This is a genomic window from Paenibacillus sp. FSL P4-0127, assembly GCF_038007325.1.
Classification (GTDB): domain Bacteria; phylum Bacillota; class Bacilli; order Paenibacillales; family Paenibacillaceae; genus Fontibacillus; species Fontibacillus macerans.
The window spans coordinates 752,553-773,906 of the sequence record NZ_JBBOWY010000002.1; the positions used below are offsets into that span (position 1 = coordinate 752,553).

Genomic DNA, 21,354 nt, shown 5'->3' on the forward strand with positions numbered 1-21,354 from the left:
TCGCGAGTATGAACTGCACTTATGCATTTGATCGGCCATTTCGGGGCCATTTGGGTGAAAATCGCCTGCACTTTTGCATTTCGCGTTAAATTTTGCACTTCGCGTGAAATTCGCGGAATTTGATCATCCACAATTGCGTCGGGAATTCAGAACTATAGGAGCTTTCATGGACTTTCCGGATTTATGGGACTCGCTAACTTGCGGTAACTTATTTTGCCCCCCCTCAAGTCTCCCTTACCCGCCATTCACGCTCGTTTCCGTCACTCCACGCTACTCCCCGTCACTCCACGCTTGCTCCCGTTACTTCGCGCTCGTCCCCGTCACGCTCGTGCCGCTCTTGACGACTTTGTACGCCACGATTTCGCCGCTCCAGAAATGGAACTTCAGCGTCACCTCGCCGTCGTTCACTTCACGCCAAAATTCCGGCTGCAGCTTGATGACGCCTGTTTCATAGTCGGGCACAAACGTATAGCCGAATTCCTTGAAAGAGGTCCAGTTTTGCGGACCGGCATTGCTGCCGTCGGCGTAAACCGCCTCCATCGTCGCCAGAAGATTGCCGTTAAACGCGGCCGGGACCGCAAACGCTCCGGTCGTTCCCGACGCGCCGCTCAGCACCGGCGTATCGTACACATACACTTTCAGCCGCCAATCCGGGCCGTAGCTGAAGCGGGCGGACAAAACCGCGTTCAGCCCCGGAGCGCCGCCGTCCGTCAGGCGGTCGAGCAGGCCGGATTTCAGCGTCAGTTCCCGGCCGCTTATCTCGTAATCCATCCCCTTTTTTAACCTTTGTCCGTCCGCAAACAAAACGGTGAGCTGGTTTCCGTTCAGATTGAGCGGGATTTTGGCGTCCTGAATTTTCCCGCCTTTTCTTAAGTACACCAGATCGGTTTCCGCCGTGGCGGGACGTTTTTTCCAGCTTGCTTTCATCATTTGGAACAGCTCGTCATCGGACCATTTATACGTGAGCCGGTTGAAATGCTGGCCGTTGTCCCACAGCATATGGGTGATCCCTTTCTGCTGGACATCATGGGTCAAAGCTTCGAAAAACTTCAATTTTTCGCCTTGCTCGATCACATCGGTGCCCTTGTCGAAGCCCAGCAGCCCGTACTCCCCAAGAATGACGGGAATGCCTTTAGCGACCAGGGTGTTGTGGACGTTGTCGAACGTCGTGACGATATCCTGCTGCGCATCCTTTTCGAACTTGTAGTACCCGGCGACATTCACGCTGAACGGCCAGAAGCCGTAATAATGAACGGTCGCGATCAGGTTCGGATCGTTTAACGTTTGAATCGTTTTGTACAGCTCATCCAAATCGTCCTGCGCCGGAGAAGATTCCCTCGTCGGCAGCACCAGCGGGCGCGTAGCGTTCAAGCCGCCGGAATCCCTGACGATCCGGTGAAAAGATACAAGCAGCTCCTTCAGCATCTCGTATTGCTTGGCCCGGTCGGTGGTTCCGCCGTCGGTAAAACGGGGCTCATTGATGCCTTCGAACATCAGCTTGGAGGAATGATTTTTGAAGCGCTCCGCGACCTGCGTCCACACCGCTTCGTAGCGGGCCAGCACTTCATCGTGGTTTTTCTCCATGTGGCTAATCCACATCCAGGAATCGTGATGGACGTTGATCATGACGTACAGCTTGGCTTCAAGCGCCCAATTCACCACTTCCTCCACCCGATCCAGATAGGCCGGTTCAATCGTATAGTCCGGCGCTTTTCCGATATGGCTATCCCAGGTAACCGGAATCCGGATGCTTTTGTAGCCTTGCGCGGCGATCTGTTGAATCAGCTCGCGGGTGATGCGGGGGTTGCCCCAGGACGTTTCGTCGGAACCCGTGGAATCCAGGGTATTGCCCAGGTTCCATCCCGGCTGCATGGCTTCGACGTAGGCCTGCATGCTCTTTTTGGCTGAGCTCTGCGCCATGCTTTCCGGCACATCATCGGCCGCGGACACCACCGTGGAAAACAAGGTGATCAACAGGGCGGCGGCCATCGTGAGCGCCAAACCGGATTTCAATTTCTTTTTTCGCATAGTAATATCGGAACCTCCTTTAAGTTTGAAATACGATGAACGCGAATACACCGTATCCGGTAATTTGAAAGCGCTTTCTAATTATTAAATTACCACACAAACCGAACTGGAAAATACCCTAAAAATTGGATGTAAAATCATATAATAATATTACATGTACTTCGGATTATTTTTTGCGCCAGGCCAAATGGAAAAACGCTCTTCCCAACAAAGAGGGACGGTGCAGCCACTTGATGACGCGTGTCGATATCCACTGGCATATAAGGGCTTGGATAATAATCTTCCAATCGATCACGATCGCAGTCAGCGAAAAAATGAGAACGTTTATGATAAACAAAGAGGTCCCGGGATTGATTCTCCGCGATTTCGCGATGGCCAGCGCAACAAAACCGATTCCTCCGTTCGTCACCCGCTCCCTGAACAGGATGGTAATTCCGGTGCCCAAAACGACGGAGCCAACCAGCAGATCGATCCACAGATTGCCGAAAGACGTTTTGACATAGACTTCAAAAAAATTGACGGAAACCGAGGTTATCGTGATAACCATAATCGTCCCGAATGCGCTGACCCGTCCCAGGTAATGCACCGCAAACAAAAGGAAGGAGATGTTAACCAGCCACAATCCGATGCTCACCGGCAGATGAAACCAGTAATTCAGCAGCATCGCAAGGCCTGCGCCGCTGCCGGAGGGAATGGAGTGCGGAAACAAAAAAACGCCCATGGCGCAGCCCTGGATCAGGGAGCCCGCAAGGATGTGGATTGTTTTTTTCCACAGGCGGCGTAGAAGAAAAGCCCGGTAAGCTTGGCGATTGCGGTTCACGGGAATCATCCTTTTGCAGGTAATGGAGTCGCAGGCTAGTCCTGCTTATACAACCTATGCATCGGGACAACCGGCCATGCCTTCTTTCGAACCAAGAAACTTGAGAGAACCCTTCGAAAGAAAGAGGATTTACCGGAGGGATATGGAATAATTTAGGGTGAATCCGGGTGGGCCGACCATGTCTTTTGACGAAGGGTGAATGCGCATGATGTTGTATGTTAAGGAAATAATCCTCCAGCTCTTTTTTGCCCATATGCCTTTAGTCATGTTTAACCTGTTTTATCGCGACCGCACGCAAAATTATACGCCGAAATTCATCATCGCCACGAGCATGATTTGCCTTTTCTTATCGATGACCTTTGGGATCAGCACCGTTCCCGGATATACTTACGACATTCGATATATCATCATATTTTTCGGCTTGATTTTCGGCGGGCTGCAGATCGGTTTGATCCTGTTGGCGGAATTTATATTGTACCGCTTATATCTCGGGGGTGAAGGTACGTTCATTGCGCTGCTCATCACGCTGGTTACCTTCCCGGTTTCGCTCGTCCTGTACCGGATTTACCAGCGGACCAGCCGCAAGCTGCCCGTCATTATAGCGGCAGGTTTGTTTTTTTCGGCGATTCCCATCGGTATGGTGTATTTGTACAACCCGCAGTCGGTTTTGAACCATTTGTTTTTTCATCTCTTCGTCATCCCTGCGCAAAATTCGATCGGCTGCTGGCTGCTGATTACGTTTTTCAAAAAAGCGGTCGCCGACAAGGAGTTGTATATCAACTACGCGCAGCAGGAGCGGGTACGGGCGATCAGCCAAGTCGCGGCCTCGCTGGTTCACGAGGTGCGCAATCCGTTAACGGCGGTCAAAGGCTTCTTGACCTTGATCAAGGAAGGCGCGGCGGACCGGGAAAAGACAGCCCGTTATATCGACATTTGCATGAGCGAAATCGGACGTACGGAATACATATTGTCGGAGTATCTTGCGATCTCGAAGCCGATTGCCGATAGAGAGATGCCTACCAACCTGCAGGAGCTGCTGGAAATTACAAGGGATGTCATGAATCCGTTCGCCAATATGCACAATGTGGAGATGGAAATCGAGTATCCCGCGGATAAGGAGCCTTTATGGATCATGGCCAATCCCGATAAAATGAAGCAGGTGCTCGTCAATTTCATCAAAAACGCGGTGGAGGCCTGCGCCGAAGCGCCCCTGCGGCAGGGCAAAGTCATCCTCAAGCTGCAGACGGCTGCGGAGAAGGTGGTGCTGTCCATCAAGGATAACGGCATCGGGATGACGGAAGAGCAGACCCGGCGCCTGGGCTCCGTTTATTTCTCGACCAAATCGGGCGGCACCGGGCTCGGGCTGACGTTTTCGTACCAAGCGATCTTGTCGTTGGGCGGAACGGTATCGGTAAGCAGCGAGCCGGGCGAAGGCACGGAATTTACGATTAGCCTGCCGCTTTATGCGATGCGGGATTTGGAAGCTGCACAATGAGGGGCTTTTAGAGGTAGTTCAAAAAGTCATCTTTTGATCACGAAGCAGGTCAGGAAGCGGATTCGACGTCGAATCTTGAATTCAGCCGGGCCTAAGCATATGCTTCCGAAGTATGTTTCCTGCGGAAACATTTCAGGTGCTCACGTACCCAAAACGTACGCTCCGCTCCTGACGTCCCTAGCTTCATCCGACCTACAGCGTTTTGAAAAAACGCACATCGGAAGCATACGCTTCGGTGCTGAAAACCTGACTTTTTGAACTCGTACTATTATGTTTAATAAAGGGGAGGCAACATAATGAAACAAAGCGGGAGGATTTTGCTGAAAGTTCTAGGCTGTTTGGCAGCGGCGTTCGTCATTTTGTTTGCGGGCGCGGTGACGGCGTTCATAACCGCATTTATGGGGGGACAGAAATTTTACGCGCCGCTCGCGCTGGCGGTGGCCGGGATTCTTGTTTTGTTTGTGATTGCCCGCACGTTTCTGCCCGGGCGCGCGCGTACGGTCAATTACGTGCTGCTGGGCTGTTTTGCGGCATGCGGAGTGGCCGTGGCGGCGTACGAAATCAACCAGGCTTACCACAACAGCTTTGCCGTTGTCAGCGATCAGGACGTGGACCTGGAGCAGTACCGGCCTTTTCAAAATAACGGGGAAGTCGCAGTGTTGGCGAAGCCTTCGTCGCTGACGCTGCTTGATGATCTGCCGAGGATGGACGGGGCCACCGCGCTTTACCCGCTATATTCGGCTTTTGCGCAGGCGGTGTACCCCCGCAAGGAATACGACCTTTACGACAGCGAAGTGATGGCGAATACGACGCCGGGAGCCTACAAAAATTTGCTGGATGGGCGGGCCGACGTCATTTTTGCCGCTGCTCCTTCCAGCCTCCAGCTGGCGCAGGCGAAAAGACAGGGGCTTGAGCTGAAGCTGACGCCGATCGGGCGCGAGGCTTTCGTGTTTTTCGTCCATGCGGACAACCCGGTGCAGGGACTGTCCGCACAGCAGATCCAGGCCATTTACGCCGGGGAGATTACCGACTGGAGCGAGGTCGGCGGCAGAAGCGGCAAAATCCGCGCTTTCCAGCGGCCGGAGGGCAGCGGCAGCCAAACGATGCTGCAGAAGCTGATGGAAGGAAAAGAGCTGATGGCGCCCCCGCAAAAAGATGTGGTATCGGGGATGGGCGGGATTATCGCGCAAACGGCCGATTACCGCAACTACCCGAACGCCCTCGGGTACTCCTTTTTGTTCTTTGCGACGGAAATGGCGCACAACGGGCAAATCCGGCTGCTGGAGATCGATGGAGTGAAGCCGGACAAAACGACGATCCAAAGCGGGGAATACCCGCTGGCCGCGGAGTTTTACGCGGTGACGGCAGGCAGCGACAATCCGAACGTAAGCCGGCTGATCGCGTGGATTTTATCCCCGCAAGGCCAAGCCTTGGTCGAGCAAACGGGGTACACGCCGATCGCGGCGGCATCCGATATTGACACGGAAAATGAGGATCGATAATATAAAAATAGGAATTAGCACTCTGGTGGTTGGAGTGCTAATATTTTGAGATCAGGCTGTTTCAACGAAAGGAGACCTGTTTTTCATGGCCAAAAAACAATTCCAGGCAGAGTCCAAACGCTTGCTGGAGATGATGATCAACTCCATCTACACGCAGAAGGAGATTTTCCTGCGGGAGCTGATTTCCAACGCCAGCGACGCCATCGATAAAATTTATTACCGGGCGCTGACGGATGACAAGCTGGTGTTCAACAAGGACGACTATTTTATTAAAGTGAAGCCGGACAAGGCTTCCCGCACCCTGACGATCACCGACACGGGGATCGGCATGACCAAAGACGAGTTGGAAAACAACCTCGGCGTCATCGCCAAAAGCGGCTCGTACGCGTTCAAGAACGAAAACGAAATCAAGGACGGGCACAACATTATCGGCCAGTTCGGGGTCGGCTTTTATTCGGCGTTTATGGTGGCGGACGTGGTCACCGTAATCAGCCGGGCGCTGGGCAGTGATGAGGCTTATAAGTGGGAGTCCCAGGGGGCGGACGGTTATACTGTTGAGCCGTGCGAAAAGGATACGGTCGGTACGGAAATTATTTTGAAAATCAAAGCGAACACCGAGGACGAGCAATACGACGAATACCTCGAAGAATACCGCCTGAAATCGATCATCAAGAAATATTCGGACTTTATCCGCTATCCGATCAAGATGGACATTACGGGCAGCCGGCCGAAGGAAGGCAGCGAAGGCGAATTCGAGGAGTACACGGAAGAGCAAACCGTCAACAGCATGGTGCCGATCTGGCGCAAGAACAAATCCGAACTGACGGACGAAGATTACGAAAACTTTTATATGGAGAAACGTTACGGGTTCGACAAGCCGGTATCGCATATCCATATTAAAGCGGACGGGGCGGTCGTGTATAACGCGATTTTGTACATTCCGGAAAAAACACCCTTCGACTACTACACCAAGGAGTACGAAAAAGGCCTGGAGCTGTATTCCAACGGCGTGCTGATCATGAACAAATGCGCCGACCTGCTGCCGGACTATTTCAGCTTCGTCAAAGGGATGGTCGACTCGGAGGACCTGTCGCTGAACATTTCGCGGGAACTGCTGCAGCATGACCGGCAGCTGAAAATGATTGCGAAAAACATCCAAAGCAAGATCAAAAGCCAACTGCAAAGCCTGCTCAAGGACGAACGCGAGAAATACGAGAAGTTCTACGAGTCGTTTGGCCGTCAGTTGAAATTTGGCGTATACAACGATTACGGCATGAACAAGGAGGTGCTGCAGGATCTGCTGCTGTTCACCTCCTCCAAAGAAAAGAAGCTCGTTACGCTGGACGAATACGTGTCGCGGATGCCGGAGGATCAGAAGTATATCTATTACGCCGCCGGCGAATCGGTGGAACGGCTGGAGAAGCTGCCGCAAACCGAGCTGGTGCTGGACAAAGGCTACGAAATCCTGTATTTTACCGACGATATCGACGAATTTGCGATCAAAATGATCATGAGCTACAAGGACAAAGAGTTCAAATCGGTATCGAGCGGCGACCTGGGGATCGAAGCCGACGCCGCCGAAGAGAAAGCGGAAGCGGACGACAACAAAGAGCTGTTTGCCGCGATGAAAGAGCTGCTCGCGGGCAAAGTGAAGGAAGTTAAAGCTTCAAAACGGCTGAAATCGCATCCGGTGTGCCTGTCGACGGAGGGCGAATTGTCCATTGAAATGGAAAAGGTGCTCAGCGCCATGCCGGGCGCAAACGGACAAAATGTCAAAGCCGACAAGGTGCTGGAAATCAACGTCGGCCACGATGTGTTCAAGTCGCTGAAAAAGGCGTACGAAAGCGACAAAGAGAAGCTCGGCCTGTACACGAACCTGCTGTACAATCAGGCGCTGCTGATCGAAGGCTTGCCGATCGCCGATCCGGTCGAATTCACGAACGATATTTGCAAAGTGATGGTGTAAGAACGGCCAATTGGATAGGAAAGGAACCACCTCCCGAACAAAATCGCGGGACGGTGGTTCTTTTATTTTTCGGATAAGGATGTCATCATGAGGTTGGGGGCGATGAACCGATGTTTAACGAGTTGAAGCTGACCGCGGACCGTCCGGTCTACGTTCAGGTGAAGGATTATATCAAAGGGCTGATTGCCAAAGGAGCGCTGCAGCCGGATCAGCGCCTGCCGTCGACGCGGGAGCTGGCGGGGCTGCTTGCGGTCAGCCGCAACAGCGTCATCTCCGCCTATGAAGCCCTGGAGGAAGAAGGCTACATCTACGCTGTGTCGGGCCAGGGCAGTTTCGTGGCCCCGGATGCCGCCGCTTTGGCTTCGGCCGCGGATACCGTGCCGCCGTGGAAGGTGGACTGGTTGGAACGCTTGAACGGCGGGGCGCGGCTGGCGGTGGAGCTCGATCATATGAAACGCCGAAAACGCGGCATCCGGGCGGAGAAAGGAACGATTTCGTTCACCAGCATTGCCCCTGATGAGAAGCTGTTTGATTTGGATCATGTGAAGCGCGCTTTTTTGGACCGGATGGCGATTGAAGGCAACGTGCTGCTTAATTACGGTTATGCCAAGGGTTATAAGCCGCTGATCGACGTTTTGCTGCAGTATATGGAGCGTAAGGGCGTCGGCCTGGCGGGTAAAGATATGCTGATCACCAGCGGTTTTACCGAGGGGCTCGACATCGTGTTGTCCTCGATCGGCGGGAAGCCTGGGGGAGCGGTGATATGCGAAAATCCGACGCACCATACGGCGATCAAAAATTTGCGGATGCACGGCTTCGAGATTACGGGCATTCCGATGGAGCAGGACGGGATGGACCTGAAGGGCTTGGAAAAAGCTTTGGCGCAGCGGCCCTACGATTGCGCTTATTTGGTCCCTTCTTACCATAATCCGACCGGGATCGTCACTTCGGCGGAGAAAAGGCTGGCCATGCTGGAGCTGTTCGCGCGATACCGGGTGCCGGTGATCGAAGACGGCTTCAACGAGGAGCTGCGTTATTCCGGCTCGCATGTGGCGCCGCTGATCGCCATGGCGGGTCAAGGGAACAGCGTGGTGTACCTGGGCAGCTTCTCCAAGGTGCTGTTCCCGGGGATGCGCGTCGGCTGGGTGCTGGCGGACCGGGAACTGGTCGATGTGCTGGAAAGCGTGAAGCGGGCGCGCAGCATCCATACCTCGACCCTGGACCAGTCGGTGCTTTATCAGTATTTGCAAAACGGCCATCTGGATAAATATTTGAAAAAAGCGCGGGCGGAATATAAACGGAAATACGAATGGACGAAGGCATGCTGCGAGCGGTTTATCCCGTACTCCCGGCTCTCCGGCAGCGGCGGGCTGCACCTGTTCGTCGAATTCGCGGAAGGGTTTGACGTGTGGGAGCTGCTTGAGGCGTGTTCCCGTCAAGGCGTGATTTTTACGCCCGGGGATATGTTTTATGCCGACGGCGGGGGCAGGAATACGATGCGGATCGGCTTCTCGCGGGTGAGCGATGAAGATATCGGGAAGGGCATCCGCATCATCGGGGAAACCGCGGCCGGAATGATGTAGCCAGCGACAGGTGCGCGGCGGGTACACGGGCAAGCGCGCGGGGGGTACACGGGCAAGCGCGCGGGGGGTACACGGGCAAGTGCGCGTGGGTACACGGCAAGTGCGCGGGGGTACACGGCAAGTGCGCGGCGGGTACACGGCAAATGCGCGAAGGGACACGGCAGGTGCATCGTAGGAACATTTCGCACGGCTGCCCTGTCACGTAAAATCAATAGTTCGACTTAAGTTCGACTTATAGAGTTGCGAAGCGGCGCCGGATGGCGTGAAATCAACGAGGGTTAAAGGAGCGATGAGGGATGAGGGTAGGCGTTATTATGGGCGGCGTCTCCTCGGAACGTGAAGTTTCACGGATGACCGGCAAGGAAATGGCGGTTCATTTGGACCGCCGTAAATATGAGGTGCTGCCGATCGAGATTTCCCGCCGGGAAGAGTTGATCGATAAAGTGAGGGAGATTGATTTTGCGCTTCTCGCTTTGCATGGTGCTTTTGGCGAGGACGGGACGGTGCAGGGCGTGTTGGAGACGCTGGGCATTCCTTACTCCGGCAGCGGCGTTTTGGCCAGCAGCCTGTGTATGGATAAGGATTTGTCGAAGCGGCTGCTGCGGGCCGAAGGGATCGCTACGCCGGATTGGGTCTGCCTTGAGCGCTCGTCATGGAGCGAAGCGTCGGCTGCGTCCGGCGGCAGCCGTGGGAACGGGAGTCCGGATTCGGCTCTGGCCTATCCCTTATTCGTAAAACCCAACGGCGGCGGCTCCAGCATCGGGGTGCGGCGGGTTGATGATGAAGGAGAGCTGCGCGCCGCGCTTGAGGAGGCTTTTCGCTGGGATCGGTCGGTGGTGGTGGAATCCATGGTTCACGGCCAGGAGATCACCTGCTCCGTTTTAGGGGGAGAGCTGCTGCCGATTTTAGGAATCCGGGCGAATGGAGCGGCATGGTTCGATTATCGCGCTAAATACAGTGTGGGCGGGGCGGAGGAGCAGCCGGTCGTTTTGCCTTCCGAGGTGGAGGCGCGCGTGCGTGATATGGCGCTCGCCTGTTATCGGATGCTGAAGTGCGGCGTTTATGCGCGAATCGACATGATCCTGAAGGACGGCGTGCCGTGTGTGCTTGAAGTGAACACTTTGCCGGGGATGACGGCAACCAGCCTGCTGCCCAAAAGCGCGTTGGCAGCCGGGATATCCTATGCGGAACTGCTGGACCGCATCATCGGGCTGTCGCTGCTGGAACGAAGAGGCGGGGCGGCGTCGTTTTTGGCGGAACCCCCCATACAGGCGGCACCAGCTACGAAAGAAGCGGTAAGGCAAGCGATACCAACGTTGGAAGAAGTGGTAAAGAAGGCGGCACCAGCGTTGAAAAAAGCGGTAAGGCAGGCGATACCAGCTTCGGAAGAAGCGGAAAAGCAGGCGATACCAGCGTTGAAAGAAGCAAGTTGGCCAAAGCCGTTCCCCGAGGACGGAAAAATTCGGTTGGAGGTGCTGTCATGATGTCCCGGGATTGGATCGCCCCGCAGGTACGGCAGGTGCCGCCGTCCGGCATCCGGAAATATTTTGATTTGAGCGGGGAAAGGGCCGATACGATTCGGCTTGGCGTAGGAGAACCTGATTTCACCGTGCCGGAGCCGGTGCGTGAAGCTTGCGTTCGGGCGTTGAACGAAGGGCGGACGGGGTATACGGCGAACAGCGGTATGGCGGAGTTGAGAGAAGCGCTTGCCGGTTATTTGAAGGAGAGCTTTGGCTTGGGATACGAACCGGAAAGCGAAATAATGATAACCGTGGGCAGCAGCGAAGCCGTTGATCTGGCGCTTCGGGCCTGCACGGTCCCCGGGGATGAAATTCTTATTCCGGCCCCGGGCTATGTAGCTTATCCGTCAATCGCGCAATTTTGCGGCGGAAACGTGGTCGAGGTGGAAACGATGGCCGCGCAGGGGTTTAAACTGACCGCAGCCGCTTTAGCCAAGCGGATCACGCCTCGTTCCAAAGTATTGATCGTCAATTTCCCGGGAAATCCGACAGGTGCCATCATGACGGAAGAGGATTGGCGTCCGGTGGCGGAGCTGGCGATCAAACACGACCTGATCGTCATCTCGGACGAAGTCTACGCCGAATTGACTTACGGCCGGAAGCACTTCAGCATCGCTTCGCTGCCCGGGATGAAGGAACGCACGGTGGTGGTCAGCGGTTTTTCCAAAGCGTTTGCCATGACGGGCTGGCGTGTCGGTTACGTTGCTTGCGGCAACCGTGACCTGATGGCCGGCATGCTCAAAATCCACCAGTATACGGCGATGTGTGCGCCGACGCTCGGCCAGGTAGCCGCGCTCGCCTCGCTGCGCCATGGCCTCGAGGCGAAGGAGCGGATGAAGGAAACGTTCGACCGGCGCCGGCGCAGCTTCGTCCAAGGGCTGCGGGAGCTCGGCCTCCCTTGCCATGAGCCGCGGGGCGCCTTCTACGCGTTTCCTTCCATCGTGCACACGGGACTCGGCTCCGCTGAGTTCGCCGAGCTGCTGCTCCGGGAAGCGGGCGTTGCCGCCGTCCCCGGCCATGTGTTTGGCGCGGGCGGCGAAGGGCATATCCGCTTTTCCTACGCGGCGGGAACGCAAAGCCTGTACATGGCGCTGGAGCGGATGGAGCCCCTGATGCGCCGTCTAGGCATTGGCGCCGGCGTGATCTGATCGCTGCGGGGCGGCAAGGCAACCACTCCGCCAAGCGTGTGGCAGAGCGGGCAGTGCGATTAGTCCGTCGAGCGTGCAGCAAAGTAGACCACCACTTCATCAGGCTGTGGTAGAGGGATCACTCCCTCAAACGTGTAGCAAAGTAGATTACTCCATCGAACGTGTGGTAAAGCGATCACCCGATCAAGTGCGCCCGCTTCTCGCTTCAGGTCGCTATGGTTGAAGAACTAGTTGAAAAACAACATACCGCTACCTATCCGGAAATGCTGCCACGTTGTCCGATTAAGTGCAAATTTGTGCAATTAGTCCGCTTGTTTTCGAAGGAAAGGCAAAAAGAGGAGGGTAGCAGTAAATTTACGGGCCCGGTTTAGAAATTAGTTTAGAAATTAGTTTAGAAATCGGTGCTTGATAGTCGGCTACCGACACGACCGGCTGTCAGCCATCAAAATAGCGGCACTTTATGTACTTATTATCCGGTGCTCTGGCATGTTCGTTCCATTAGCGGAATTTTATGTACTTATTTTTCCTGTGAATGGTCCAGAACGGGCACATTTCCTTGCGATGGGGGAAAATAGCGACACAAATTGCCTCTATTTCCCTCAAATGAACTAATATCGTCGGAATAGCGACATTTTTTGCCGTTATTTTTGGGGTCAACCTAGAAATCTGTGCTTGATAGAGCTAGAGTAACCTCGCAGCGGGGCTCCAACGCCCCACGGCGGAAGCCCCGCGCGTCACCGCTCGAGACTCCAACGCCCCACGGCGGAAGTCCCGCGCGTCACCGCGCGAGACTCCAACGCCCCACGGCGGAAGTCCCGCACGTCACCGCGCGAGACTCCAACGCCCCACGGCGGAAGTCCCGCACGTCACCGCGCGAGACTCCAGCACCCAAGGGCGGAAGCCCCGTACGTCACCGCGTGAGGCTCCAGCACCCAAGGGCGGAAGCCCCGTACGTCACCGCGCGAGGCTTCCGCTTAACTCCAGCGCTTGCTCCACAGGCACGTAGTCATAGTGCAGGTCCCTCGCCACGGAGTCGTAGGTGATCGCGCCGCCCGCCACGTTCACGCCGCGGCGCAGCGCGGGGCGGTCGTTAAGCGCGGCGTGGAGCCCCTTGGAGGCGAGCTCCAGCGCGTAGGGCAGGGTGGCGTTGGTCAGAGCGTACGTCGATGTCCGCGGCACGGCGCCGGGCATGTTGGCGACGGCGTAGTGAACGACGCCATGCTTGACGTAGGTCGGATCGGAGTGCGTCGTGATCCGGTCGACCGTCTCGAAGATGCCGCCCTGGTCGATGGCCACGTCGACGATCACCGATCCCGGGCGCATCGCCTTGACCATATTTTCCCGCACCAGCTTTGGCGCCTTCGCGCCCGGAATCAGCACCGCGCCGATCACCAGGTCCGATTCTTCCACGGCCTCGGCGATATGCTGCGGGTTGGACATCAACGTTTGCAGGCGGGCGCCGAAAATATCGTCCAACTGGCGGAGCCGTTCGGGGTTCACATCGATGATCGTCACCTCAGCGCCAAGTCCGACGGCGATTTTGGCCGCGTTCGTCCCGACGACGCCACCGCCGATGATCGTTACTTTGCCGCGCTTCACGCCGGGAACTCCGCCGAGCAAGATTCCTTTGCCGCCGTAAGGCTTCTCCAGAAACTGCGCCCCGATCTGCACGGCCATCCGCCCGGCAACTTCGCTCATCGGCGTCAGCAGCGGCAGCGTTTTGTTCACCTCGACGGTTTCGTAGGCGATGGCGGTTACCCCTTTGTCACGAAGCGCCGCCGTCAGTTCGGGCTCAGGCGCCAAATGCAAATAAGTGAACAGGATCAGACCCTTACGGAAATAAGCGTATTCCGAAGGTTGCGGCTCCTTCACTTTAATGACCAGCTCCGCCGACCAGGCATCGGCGGCTTGCCCGACCAGCCGGGCTCCCGCGGCGGTGTATTCGGCGTCCGTAAAGCCGCTGCCGGCGCCGGCGTTTTTTTCAATAAACACTTGATGGCCTGCGCTAACGAGCGAATACGCGCCCGAAGGCGTCAACGCCACCCGGTTTTCGTTGTTTTTGATTTCTTTGGGGACCCCGATGATCATCTTGTCTTCCTCCTCGTCAGTTCGTCACTTTAGTTAACACAAACATGCCGGTTTGTCATAAGTTGTTCCCTTAACGGCATAGCTGTAAACTAAGCTGACACCAGTATAGGACAGGTGAAATTCTTTGTGTTTATGGAGATCCAACAAAAAAAGGGGCCGGATTTGTGCAATTTCACAAATCGCGGCCGCCGCCGAATTTCTCCGTTTTGAAGTCCAGGTAGAGCGTCACTTTTTGCTCCATATCGGTCAAGTCGATGCCTCCGATCTCGCCGATTCGTTTCAGTCTGTAGTTTAGCGTATTGGCGTGAACGTGCAGCGCGTCCGCGGCGGCTTTGACATTGCTGTCATAGGCTAGAAATACCTCGAGCGTATGAACCAGCTCGCCGTGATGCTCCCGGTCATAAGCGCGCAGCCTGGCCAGGCTTTCGTTTTCGAAGCTGTGCTTGCCGGCTTCTTCCCAGATCAGCGGCAAGTAGCGGTAAAAACCCAGATCGGAATAATAATGGAGGCGGGACGTTTCCTCCGGCAAACGCCGCTTCACTTGAAGCAGCAGCAGCGCTTCCCGGTAGCTCGTCTCCAGTCTTCCGTATTCTTCGTAAAGATTTCCGCTGGCCAGTCCGGCATAACGCGCTCCGAACCGGGCCCGCAAATTTCCGTCGGCGAGCTCGAGCTGGCGGCCGATCGCGGCTTTGGTTTTGTGCACGGTGGGAGCGGACAGCAGGATCAGTTGGTTTTTATCGCTTACGCAAAGTACGATGCGGCAATGGGCCGCGAACGAAGCGAAGCTTTCGAGGGCTTGCTGCTGTTGCCGTTCTTCGATGGTATGGGTAAATTCCAGGACGGCAATGTAAAAAAGAGCCGGCAGGACGATGCCGATGCTTTGGGCTTTCTCGCGAATATGGGCCTCGGTCCGGATATGTCCGGTCAGCAGCTGCCAGAAAAAATCTTTGTGCGCCGCTTCTTCCTTGTGCCGCTGCAGGGGCCATTGCACCAGCTTGTTCCGTGCGGCGGACGCCGCGGCCTCCAGCAAGGACATCTCTTCATCGGTGAAAGGCTTGCCCGCCTGAAGCACCCAGATGAAGCCAATCACCGCGGCGTTGGAGCGGATGGCGACCGCCACCCGCTCGCTGAGCCCGACGTCGGGAATGGCGGCGATGCGCACCGGTTTATTGCTTTCCAGCAAACAGCGGATGACGCCGCCATGCCAAAGGCTGCTGATGACCTGATCGGGCACGCGCCGCCCGACGATGGTCGCCAGCCTGGCGGGGTCCGTATCCGGGGCATGCGAGCTATACGCGACCAGCCGGTGATTCGCGTCCTCGATCGTCACGGGACGGCCAAGCGTCTCGCCGATCGTTTCGGCCAGCATCTCCAGATTGTCGGCGTAAAAGTCAAATAAAGTTGGTTCTCGGCCCATAGGCATCACCTTCGTGTTTCCCAGATTAGCGGATTATTGCGTATTTCAAATTTCTAATTGCGGAATATTATATGATTCCAAATCCCAAAACGGAAAGAGGCCATTCCATGATATCGGTAAAAGGAAACACAAATACCGTCGGTTATCGCGATACTTGGGCGGAAGTTTCCCTGGCGGCCGTCGCCCATAACACGAAGCTGTTCCGCCGGCAGGCGGCTGAAAGCTGCCGGGTCATGGCCGTGGTCAAGGCGAACGGTTACGGACATGGGGCCGTGCAAACCGCGCAAGCCGCAATCGCGGCAGGCGCTGAGTATTTGGGCGTGGCGCTGGTGGATGAGGCGTTGCAATTAAGAGCGGCGGGCATCCGGGAGCCGGTTCTCGTGCTGGGGTACACGCCGCCTCATGCCGTCGAAACCGCGATCCGGCATGATATTACGATGACCGTGTATACGAAGGAAGTGCTGGACGAAATTATGGACAGCGCCCAGCGGCAGCAGCGGCGGGCCTGTATTCATCTCAAGCTGGAGACGGGGATGACCCGCATCGGGCTAACCTCGATCGAGGCGGCCGTTGATTTGGCCCGCCAAGCGCAGTCTTGCCCCTGGATCACGCTCGAGGGACTGTTTACCCATTTCGCCGATGCGGACGGACCGGATGCCCGGTTTACCGAGCGGCAATTTGAGCGGTTCCGCCGCTGCATCGAGGCGCTGGACGCCGCCGGCGTGCCGGTTCCGCTCAAGCATTGCTGCAACAGCGCCGCCGCCATGCGTTTTCCGCATATGCATCTCGACATGATCCGGGTCGGCATCGCTCTTTACGGCTTGTATCCCGCACAGCGGCTGCGCACCTCGGCTTACCCGCTGCGTCAGGCGATGCAGCTTAAAACGAAAATAACCGCCATCCAGCCGATCGAGCCGGGCCGGACCGTCAGTTACGGCCGCACTTATCAAGCTCCTGCGAACCGCGTGGTCGCCACCGTGCCGGTCGGATACGCGGACGGATTGTCGCGCGCGCTTTCCAACCGGGGATCGGCGCTGGTTCGCGGGAAGCGAGTCCCGATCATCGGGCGCGTGTGCATGGACCAGACGATGCTCGACATCACTGCGGTGGGCGGCGCGCAAATCGGCGATGTCGTAACCCTGTTCGGCGGTGAAGGGGAGACGTTTATCGCCATCGACGAAGTGGCCGGACTGATGGATACAATCAATTATGAAGTCGTGTGCCTGATCGGGCAAAGAGTTCCCCGCATTTACGGATAACTGTTTTGTATGTGAGAAAAAGTGCCATTTCACTCACATGATAATTGAAAAATCCAGTTTAGTAAAGGGATTATTAGTTTGATTTATCCGAAAAAGATGATTTTCCGCACTTTAAATAGTCATTCATATTGAAAAAAGTATGCATCCAATTAAAGTATGTTACATTTTGTTACGTATATATCCCCGGCCGCGAACAAAAAGCAAGCAGCCCGCCCTGAAAAATGAAGGGGTGCGGCTGCTTGCTTTTTAATTGACGTATGATTAATTGCTGCTGCGTTTAAACGATAACACGATATCCTGCGGATAATCGCCGAAGCCCATGCCGAACAAATTAAGGCCCCGCTTGTTCACGGCATCCTCCCGGACTTCGAAGCGGACGCGGATCGGCTTGTTGAAGGCAAGATCAAGCGCGCCAAGCGTGGTGGCGGAGGCCAGGGCGCTGCCTACAAAGCTGCCGCTCCGGGTAACGCGCCATTCGATAAGCTGGCCGTATTCGGTGCCGCCTTTCCATTTTTCGGGCGTCAGTTTGCCCTTGCGGTCGCCGAAATCGGCGGGGCTCGTCCAGGTTCCGGCCGGGTGGCCGTTGATGCTTACGCTGATGTCCGACGGCCAGGCATCCCGGAACCCCGGGGCTTCCGAGCAGACTTCAGCCCGCACGCTTAATTCTTCAAGCTCCACGCCCGGCGGCAGCGGGTTGGCGAAATAATACTCCACGTATCCCGACTCGGCGAACCACAGCAGCGCCGCATCCGTCCGTTCCGGCATATAAAATACCCGCGGATCGTCCTGGGAGCCGATCAGACTGCCGTCGCGCCCGACCATGCCGCAAGGGGGCTGCACCGAACTGAGCGAATACATGCCGATCGGCATATGGATTTCCTCAATGTGATGCAGGCCTTCGCCCGGCTGGGTCGGCAGCTCCAGCAGGATGGAGCGGCAGGTGACCGAGCAGATTTTTTCCCGGTTCGCGCCTTGCGCCGATACGATCAGGCCGGCTTGCTCCAGCGTCTGCACGTTGATGGAAATCGTCGGCTGGGCGACGCCCAGCGCTTCGGCCAACTGATTGATGCTCATCGGCTGTTTGCCGAGCGCCTCCAATATCCGCAGACGCACGTCGCCGGACAGCGCTTTGGCCACATCGAGAATCCGCGAAGCGGGGTAATGGATCGTTTCTTGGCGGTGGGGATCGCTCATCAACAAAAAATCCTTTCTGCATAAGGATGAAACCTGTGTCCAGTGTACTATAAAAGATGTATATTGTAAATTTATAATGTACATTGCAATTAAGTAATACACATGCTATGATGTGGGCAAATGGAATCATCCATATAAGTTGGACTAATAGCGATTTTAGGAGAGAGGTGTGGCTAATGACGATGTTTAATCAAGCGATGACCGCGGATGCAGCTGCAATTCCCCGTCCGGAATTTCCCCGGCCCGATTGGGAGCGGAAAGACTGGTTCAATCTGAATGGGGCGTGGGCGTTTCGTTTTGATCCAAGCGACGAGGGGATCGGCCAGTCTTGGCAAAACGAGGGAGTGCCGGCTTTTCGCGAGCAAATCCAGGTTCCTTTTTCCTGGTCGAGCCCTTTGTCCGGCATCGGCGTCAATGAGCCCGGGATCGGCTGGTACCGGCGGACTGTGGCTTGGCAGCCGGAGTTTGGGCCGGCGCGGATTTTTTTGCGGTTTGGGGCGGTGGATTACCGCTGCGATGTTTGGGTCAATGGCGTTCATGCCGGATTGCATCGGGGCGGGTATGGCGCATTCGAATTCGAAGTGACGGACACGTGGAAAAAGGATAAAGAAAACACGATCGTCGTGCGCGTGGAGGACCGGGACGAAGATTACCAGGCCCGCGGCAAACAAGGGTACGGGGAAATCCGCGGCATTTGGCAGCCCGTTTGGCTGGAGGCGCGCCCGGAAAGCTTTGTCCGGGAAGCCAGGTTCCGGACGTTCATGGACGGACGGATCGAAGTGGAGTGTTTCATTATCTCCGGCGGGGTTACCGAAGCGGAATTGTCCTTCCAATTTGCGCAAGGCGCGGTGAACCACAAGGAGCAGGTCCGGCTGACGGCCGGCGAAAATACGGTCCGCACCTCGTTTACGGTGGCAAATCCCCGTTTGTGGAGCCCGGAAACCCCTTTTTTGTATGAAGGGGAGATCGTTTTGTCCGGTTCGTTTGGCCGCGACCGCGTCAGCACTTATTTCGGAATCCGCGAAATCGCCACCGCCCGGTTTGGGGACCGCGATTACCGCTGGATCACGCTGAACGGAAAACCGGTTTATTTGAACGGCACGCTCGACCAGTCTTATCACAAAACCGGCTATTTTACGTATCCGAGCGACGAGGAAATGAGAAACGAGATTTACCTTATGAAAAGGCTCGGGCTGAACTTCGTGCGGATTCATATCAAACCCGAGGAGCCGCGCAAGCTGTATTGGGCCGACAAGCTGGGGATTCTCGTGATGGAGGATATGCCCTGCTTCTGGGGCGCGCCGGATGAGCGGGCGCGAACTGCCTACGAAAGCGAAGCCCGTGAAGTGCTCGCCCGGGATTACAATCATCCCGCGATTTTTTCCTGGGTGATGTTCAATGAGACGTGGGGGCTGAAATCGGGGAAAGCGGCCGGCAGTTTGACCGGGGATGAATCGGGCAACATGAATTATTTGCCGGAGACCCAGGAATGGGTGCGGCGGATGTACCGTTGGGCCAAGGAAGCCGACCCGACGCGGCTGGTGGAGGACAATTCGGCCTGCAACTGGGACCACGTCGAAACGGATCTCAATACCTGGCATTTTTATATCAATGGGTATGAACAGGTCCGGCAGCACGTGAGCGATGTGGTCGAAAAAACCTATCCCGGGTCCGAGCTCAACTTTATCGGCGGGAACGTACAGACGGATGCGCCGCTGATGAACAGCGAATGCGGCAACGTTTGGGGCATCGAACACGGTGCGGGCGACAGCGACCTGGCGTGGCATTACCGGTACATGCTGAACGAATTCCGCCGCCATGACAAAATGTGCGGGTTCGTATTTACGGAATTCCGCGACGTGACGAATGAATTCAATGGCTACTACCGGCTCGACGGCACGGACAAAGACTTCGGCTACGGCGATTTTGTGCCCGGCATGACGATTGCCGATCTGCATTCGCCCGACTTTATCGTCATCGACGCGCCTCCGTGCCGAACGGTGGAAGGCGGCGAGCGGGTTGCCGTCGCCCTGCTGCGCTCCAGTTACTCCGACCGTTACCACGGCCGGACGCTGAAGCTGGACTGGGAGCTGTGGTACGACCAGCTTGGCGAGCGCCAAGCGGCCGACCGCGGTGAAGCTTCCATCGAATGGAACGGCTACGGCGTAGCCCCGATTGCGCCGCTGAACCTGACGATGCCAAACCGGGATGCCGTGGCCGTGCTGGCGGTTCGTTTATTGGATGAAGCGGGGGGAGCGATTACCCGGAACTTCATTACGTTTGACGTGCGGAGCGGTGAGGCGGACGGAACATATGACTCCGGCTTCGGCCACATCAGTTTGCCGGTAGGCGGTTTTGCCGGCCAATCGTTTACGCATCATTGGGATGCGATTCAGGGGGCCAAGGTGAGCGGCGCGGGGGCCGGGGCGTTCGCTTATGAGGTACGGCTTCCCGAGCGCGAGCGGCTTGAGTTGATCGGCGATATCGAAATCGTGTTTGAAGCAAGCGCCAAAAGAGTGCTGGCCCGCAACATCGAAGGCGCCAAAGCCCGCGAGACGGGCATCCACTTTATGCATGGCGCCGCCGCCGATGTGGAGCACAATCCGAATACGTACTACATGACGGACGAAGAGCGGCATGAGTCAGAGGTCACTGTGTGCATCGACGGAGAGCCGGCCGGAACCGTTCACTTGCCCGACGATCCGGCGGACAGCCGCGGCGTATTGTCCTGGCACTATCAGCCGGTGGCGAACCGTTTGGATGAAGCGGGATCATACGGTTATTTGTGCAAGGTGAAGGTGCCGGGGCGAATCGCCGCCAAGCTGGACCGCAGCCGCAGCTTCCGCCTGGAGCTTCGGGCGGGCGAAGGCGGGCTGGCGCTGTACGGGCGGAACGCCGGGCGTTATCCGCTGGATATTCTCGTTTGTTATCGTTAAGTGGTTCGGTAGATCGGCCGGGTAACCTGCCGGATAGCCGGCGAGTAATCTAACGGGTAATCCGGCGAGTAATCTAGCGGGTAATCCGGCGAGTAATCTGGCGGGTAATCTAGCGAATAATCTAGCGAGTAATCCGGCGGGTAGCTCGATGTGTAAATCTGGTATATTATGGTTTATACTGGCATTACCCGGCATTATCTAGCAGTACCTGGTAGTTCATGGTATCTCCTGGTATCCCCCGGTATCCCCCGGTATCCCGTGGTAGCTCGACGGAAATCTAACGGTTGCAGCCGCCGCTATTTTCCGAAAAAAGGCCTTTTCCAATTTCTAACGGTTGTAATCGACCTTATTTGCCTGAATTCAGGTAATAGCAGCCGGTTTTGGGTGAAATAAGCGCT

Annotated in this window: 12 protein-coding genes and 1 pseudogene; 8 read left to right on the forward strand and 5 right to left on the reverse strand. The window is 56.2% G+C overall.

The features are described from left to right. Positions 1-300 precede the first annotated feature (300 nt). Both NYE74_RS29810 and NYE74_RS29815 read right to left on the reverse strand, forming a co-directional pair. On the reverse strand, positions 301-2,028 hold the full coding sequence (locus tag NYE74_RS29810) for a cellulase family glycosylhydrolase (RefSeq protein ID WP_341005430.1): 1,728 nt from the start codon (positions 2,026-2,028) through the stop codon (positions 301-303). A gap of 166 nt (positions 2,029-2,194) precedes the next feature. Then, positions 2,195-2,848 (reverse strand): YitT family protein, encoded by a 654-nt coding sequence (locus tag NYE74_RS29815; protein WP_341005431.1) that lies wholly within the window; start codon positions 2,846-2,848, stop codon positions 2,195-2,197. 208 nt (positions 2,849-3,056) lie between these two features. Here NYE74_RS29815 and NYE74_RS29820 point away from each other — a divergent pair, with 208 nt between their 5' ends. The 6 genes and pseudogenes from NYE74_RS29820 to NYE74_RS29845 all read left to right on the forward strand — a co-directional run bounded on the left by NYE74_RS29820 (position 3,057) and on the right by NYE74_RS29845 (position 12,062). Continuing rightward, positions 3,057-4,343 carry a sensor histidine kinase gene (locus tag NYE74_RS29820; protein ID WP_278738389.1) on the forward strand — a complete coding sequence of 429 codons (1,287 nt, stop codon included), beginning with the start codon at positions 3,057-3,059 and terminating at the stop codon, positions 4,341-4,343. A 296-nt stretch (positions 4,344-4,639) separates the two neighbouring features. Then, positions 4,640-5,845, forward strand: coding sequence for a PstS family phosphate ABC transporter substrate-binding protein (locus tag NYE74_RS29825; RefSeq protein ID WP_124331858.1), 1,206 nt, complete (start codon positions 4,640-4,642; stop codon positions 5,843-5,845). An 85-nt stretch (positions 5,846-5,930) separates the two neighbouring features. Beyond that, positions 5,931-7,811 carry a molecular chaperone HtpG gene (gene htpG, locus NYE74_RS29830; protein WP_124331857.1) on the forward strand — a complete coding sequence of 627 codons (1,881 nt, stop codon included), beginning with the start codon at positions 5,931-5,933 and terminating at the stop codon, positions 7,809-7,811. Between the two features lie 110 nt (positions 7,812-7,921). Beyond that, positions 7,922-9,394 carry an aminotransferase-like domain-containing protein gene (locus NYE74_RS29835; RefSeq protein ID WP_124331856.1) on the forward strand — a complete coding sequence of 491 codons (1,473 nt, stop codon included), beginning with the start codon at positions 7,922-7,924 and terminating at the stop codon, positions 9,392-9,394. Positions 9,395-9,690: 296 nt separating this feature from the next. After that, a pseudogene (locus tag NYE74_RS29840) lies at positions 9,691-10,623 on the forward strand (D-alanine--D-alanine ligase); the annotation flags it as partial. 254 nt (positions 10,624-10,877) lie between these two features. After that, complete coding sequence (locus tag NYE74_RS29845) at positions 10,878-12,062, forward strand: pyridoxal phosphate-dependent aminotransferase (protein ID WP_373281395.1); 1,185 nt, start codon at positions 10,878-10,880, stop codon at positions 12,060-12,062. Between the two features lie 954 nt (positions 12,063-13,016). On the opposite strand, the gene ald is transcribed toward NYE74_RS29845, so the two are convergent. Continuing rightward, positions 13,017-14,150, reverse strand: coding sequence for an alanine dehydrogenase (gene ald, locus NYE74_RS29850; RefSeq protein ID WP_036625604.1), 1,134 nt, complete (start codon positions 14,148-14,150; stop codon positions 13,017-13,019). Between the two features lie 172 nt (positions 14,151-14,322). Beyond that, entirely contained in the window at positions 14,323-15,567 is a 1,245-nt protein-coding gene (locus tag NYE74_RS29855; protein ID WP_051985677.1) for a PucR family transcriptional regulator, read from the reverse strand. Between the two features lie 107 nt (positions 15,568-15,674). On the opposite strand from NYE74_RS29855, the gene alr reads away from it, so the two are divergent. Then, a complete protein-coding gene (alr, locus tag NYE74_RS29860; protein ID WP_124331852.1) occupies positions 15,675-16,826 on the forward strand; it encodes an alanine racemase in 1,152 nt (383 codons plus the stop codon). A 261-nt stretch (positions 16,827-17,087) separates the two neighbouring features. Here the strand turns inward: alr and NYE74_RS29865 are convergent, their stop codons facing one another. Next, positions 17,088-18,020 carry an ArsR/SmtB family transcription factor gene (locus tag NYE74_RS29865; protein WP_036625601.1) on the reverse strand — a complete coding sequence of 311 codons (933 nt, stop codon included), beginning with the start codon at positions 18,018-18,020 and terminating at the stop codon, positions 17,088-17,090. A 176-nt stretch (positions 18,021-18,196) separates the two neighbouring features. Here NYE74_RS29865 and NYE74_RS29870 point away from each other — a divergent pair, with 176 nt between their 5' ends. Further along, the gene (locus NYE74_RS29870; protein ID WP_227872705.1) at positions 18,197-20,956 is read left to right on the forward strand and encodes a glycoside hydrolase family 2 protein; all 2,760 of its coding nucleotides are present in this window, start codon (positions 18,197-18,199) and stop codon (positions 20,954-20,956) included. Positions 20,957-21,354: the final 398 nt, after the last annotated feature.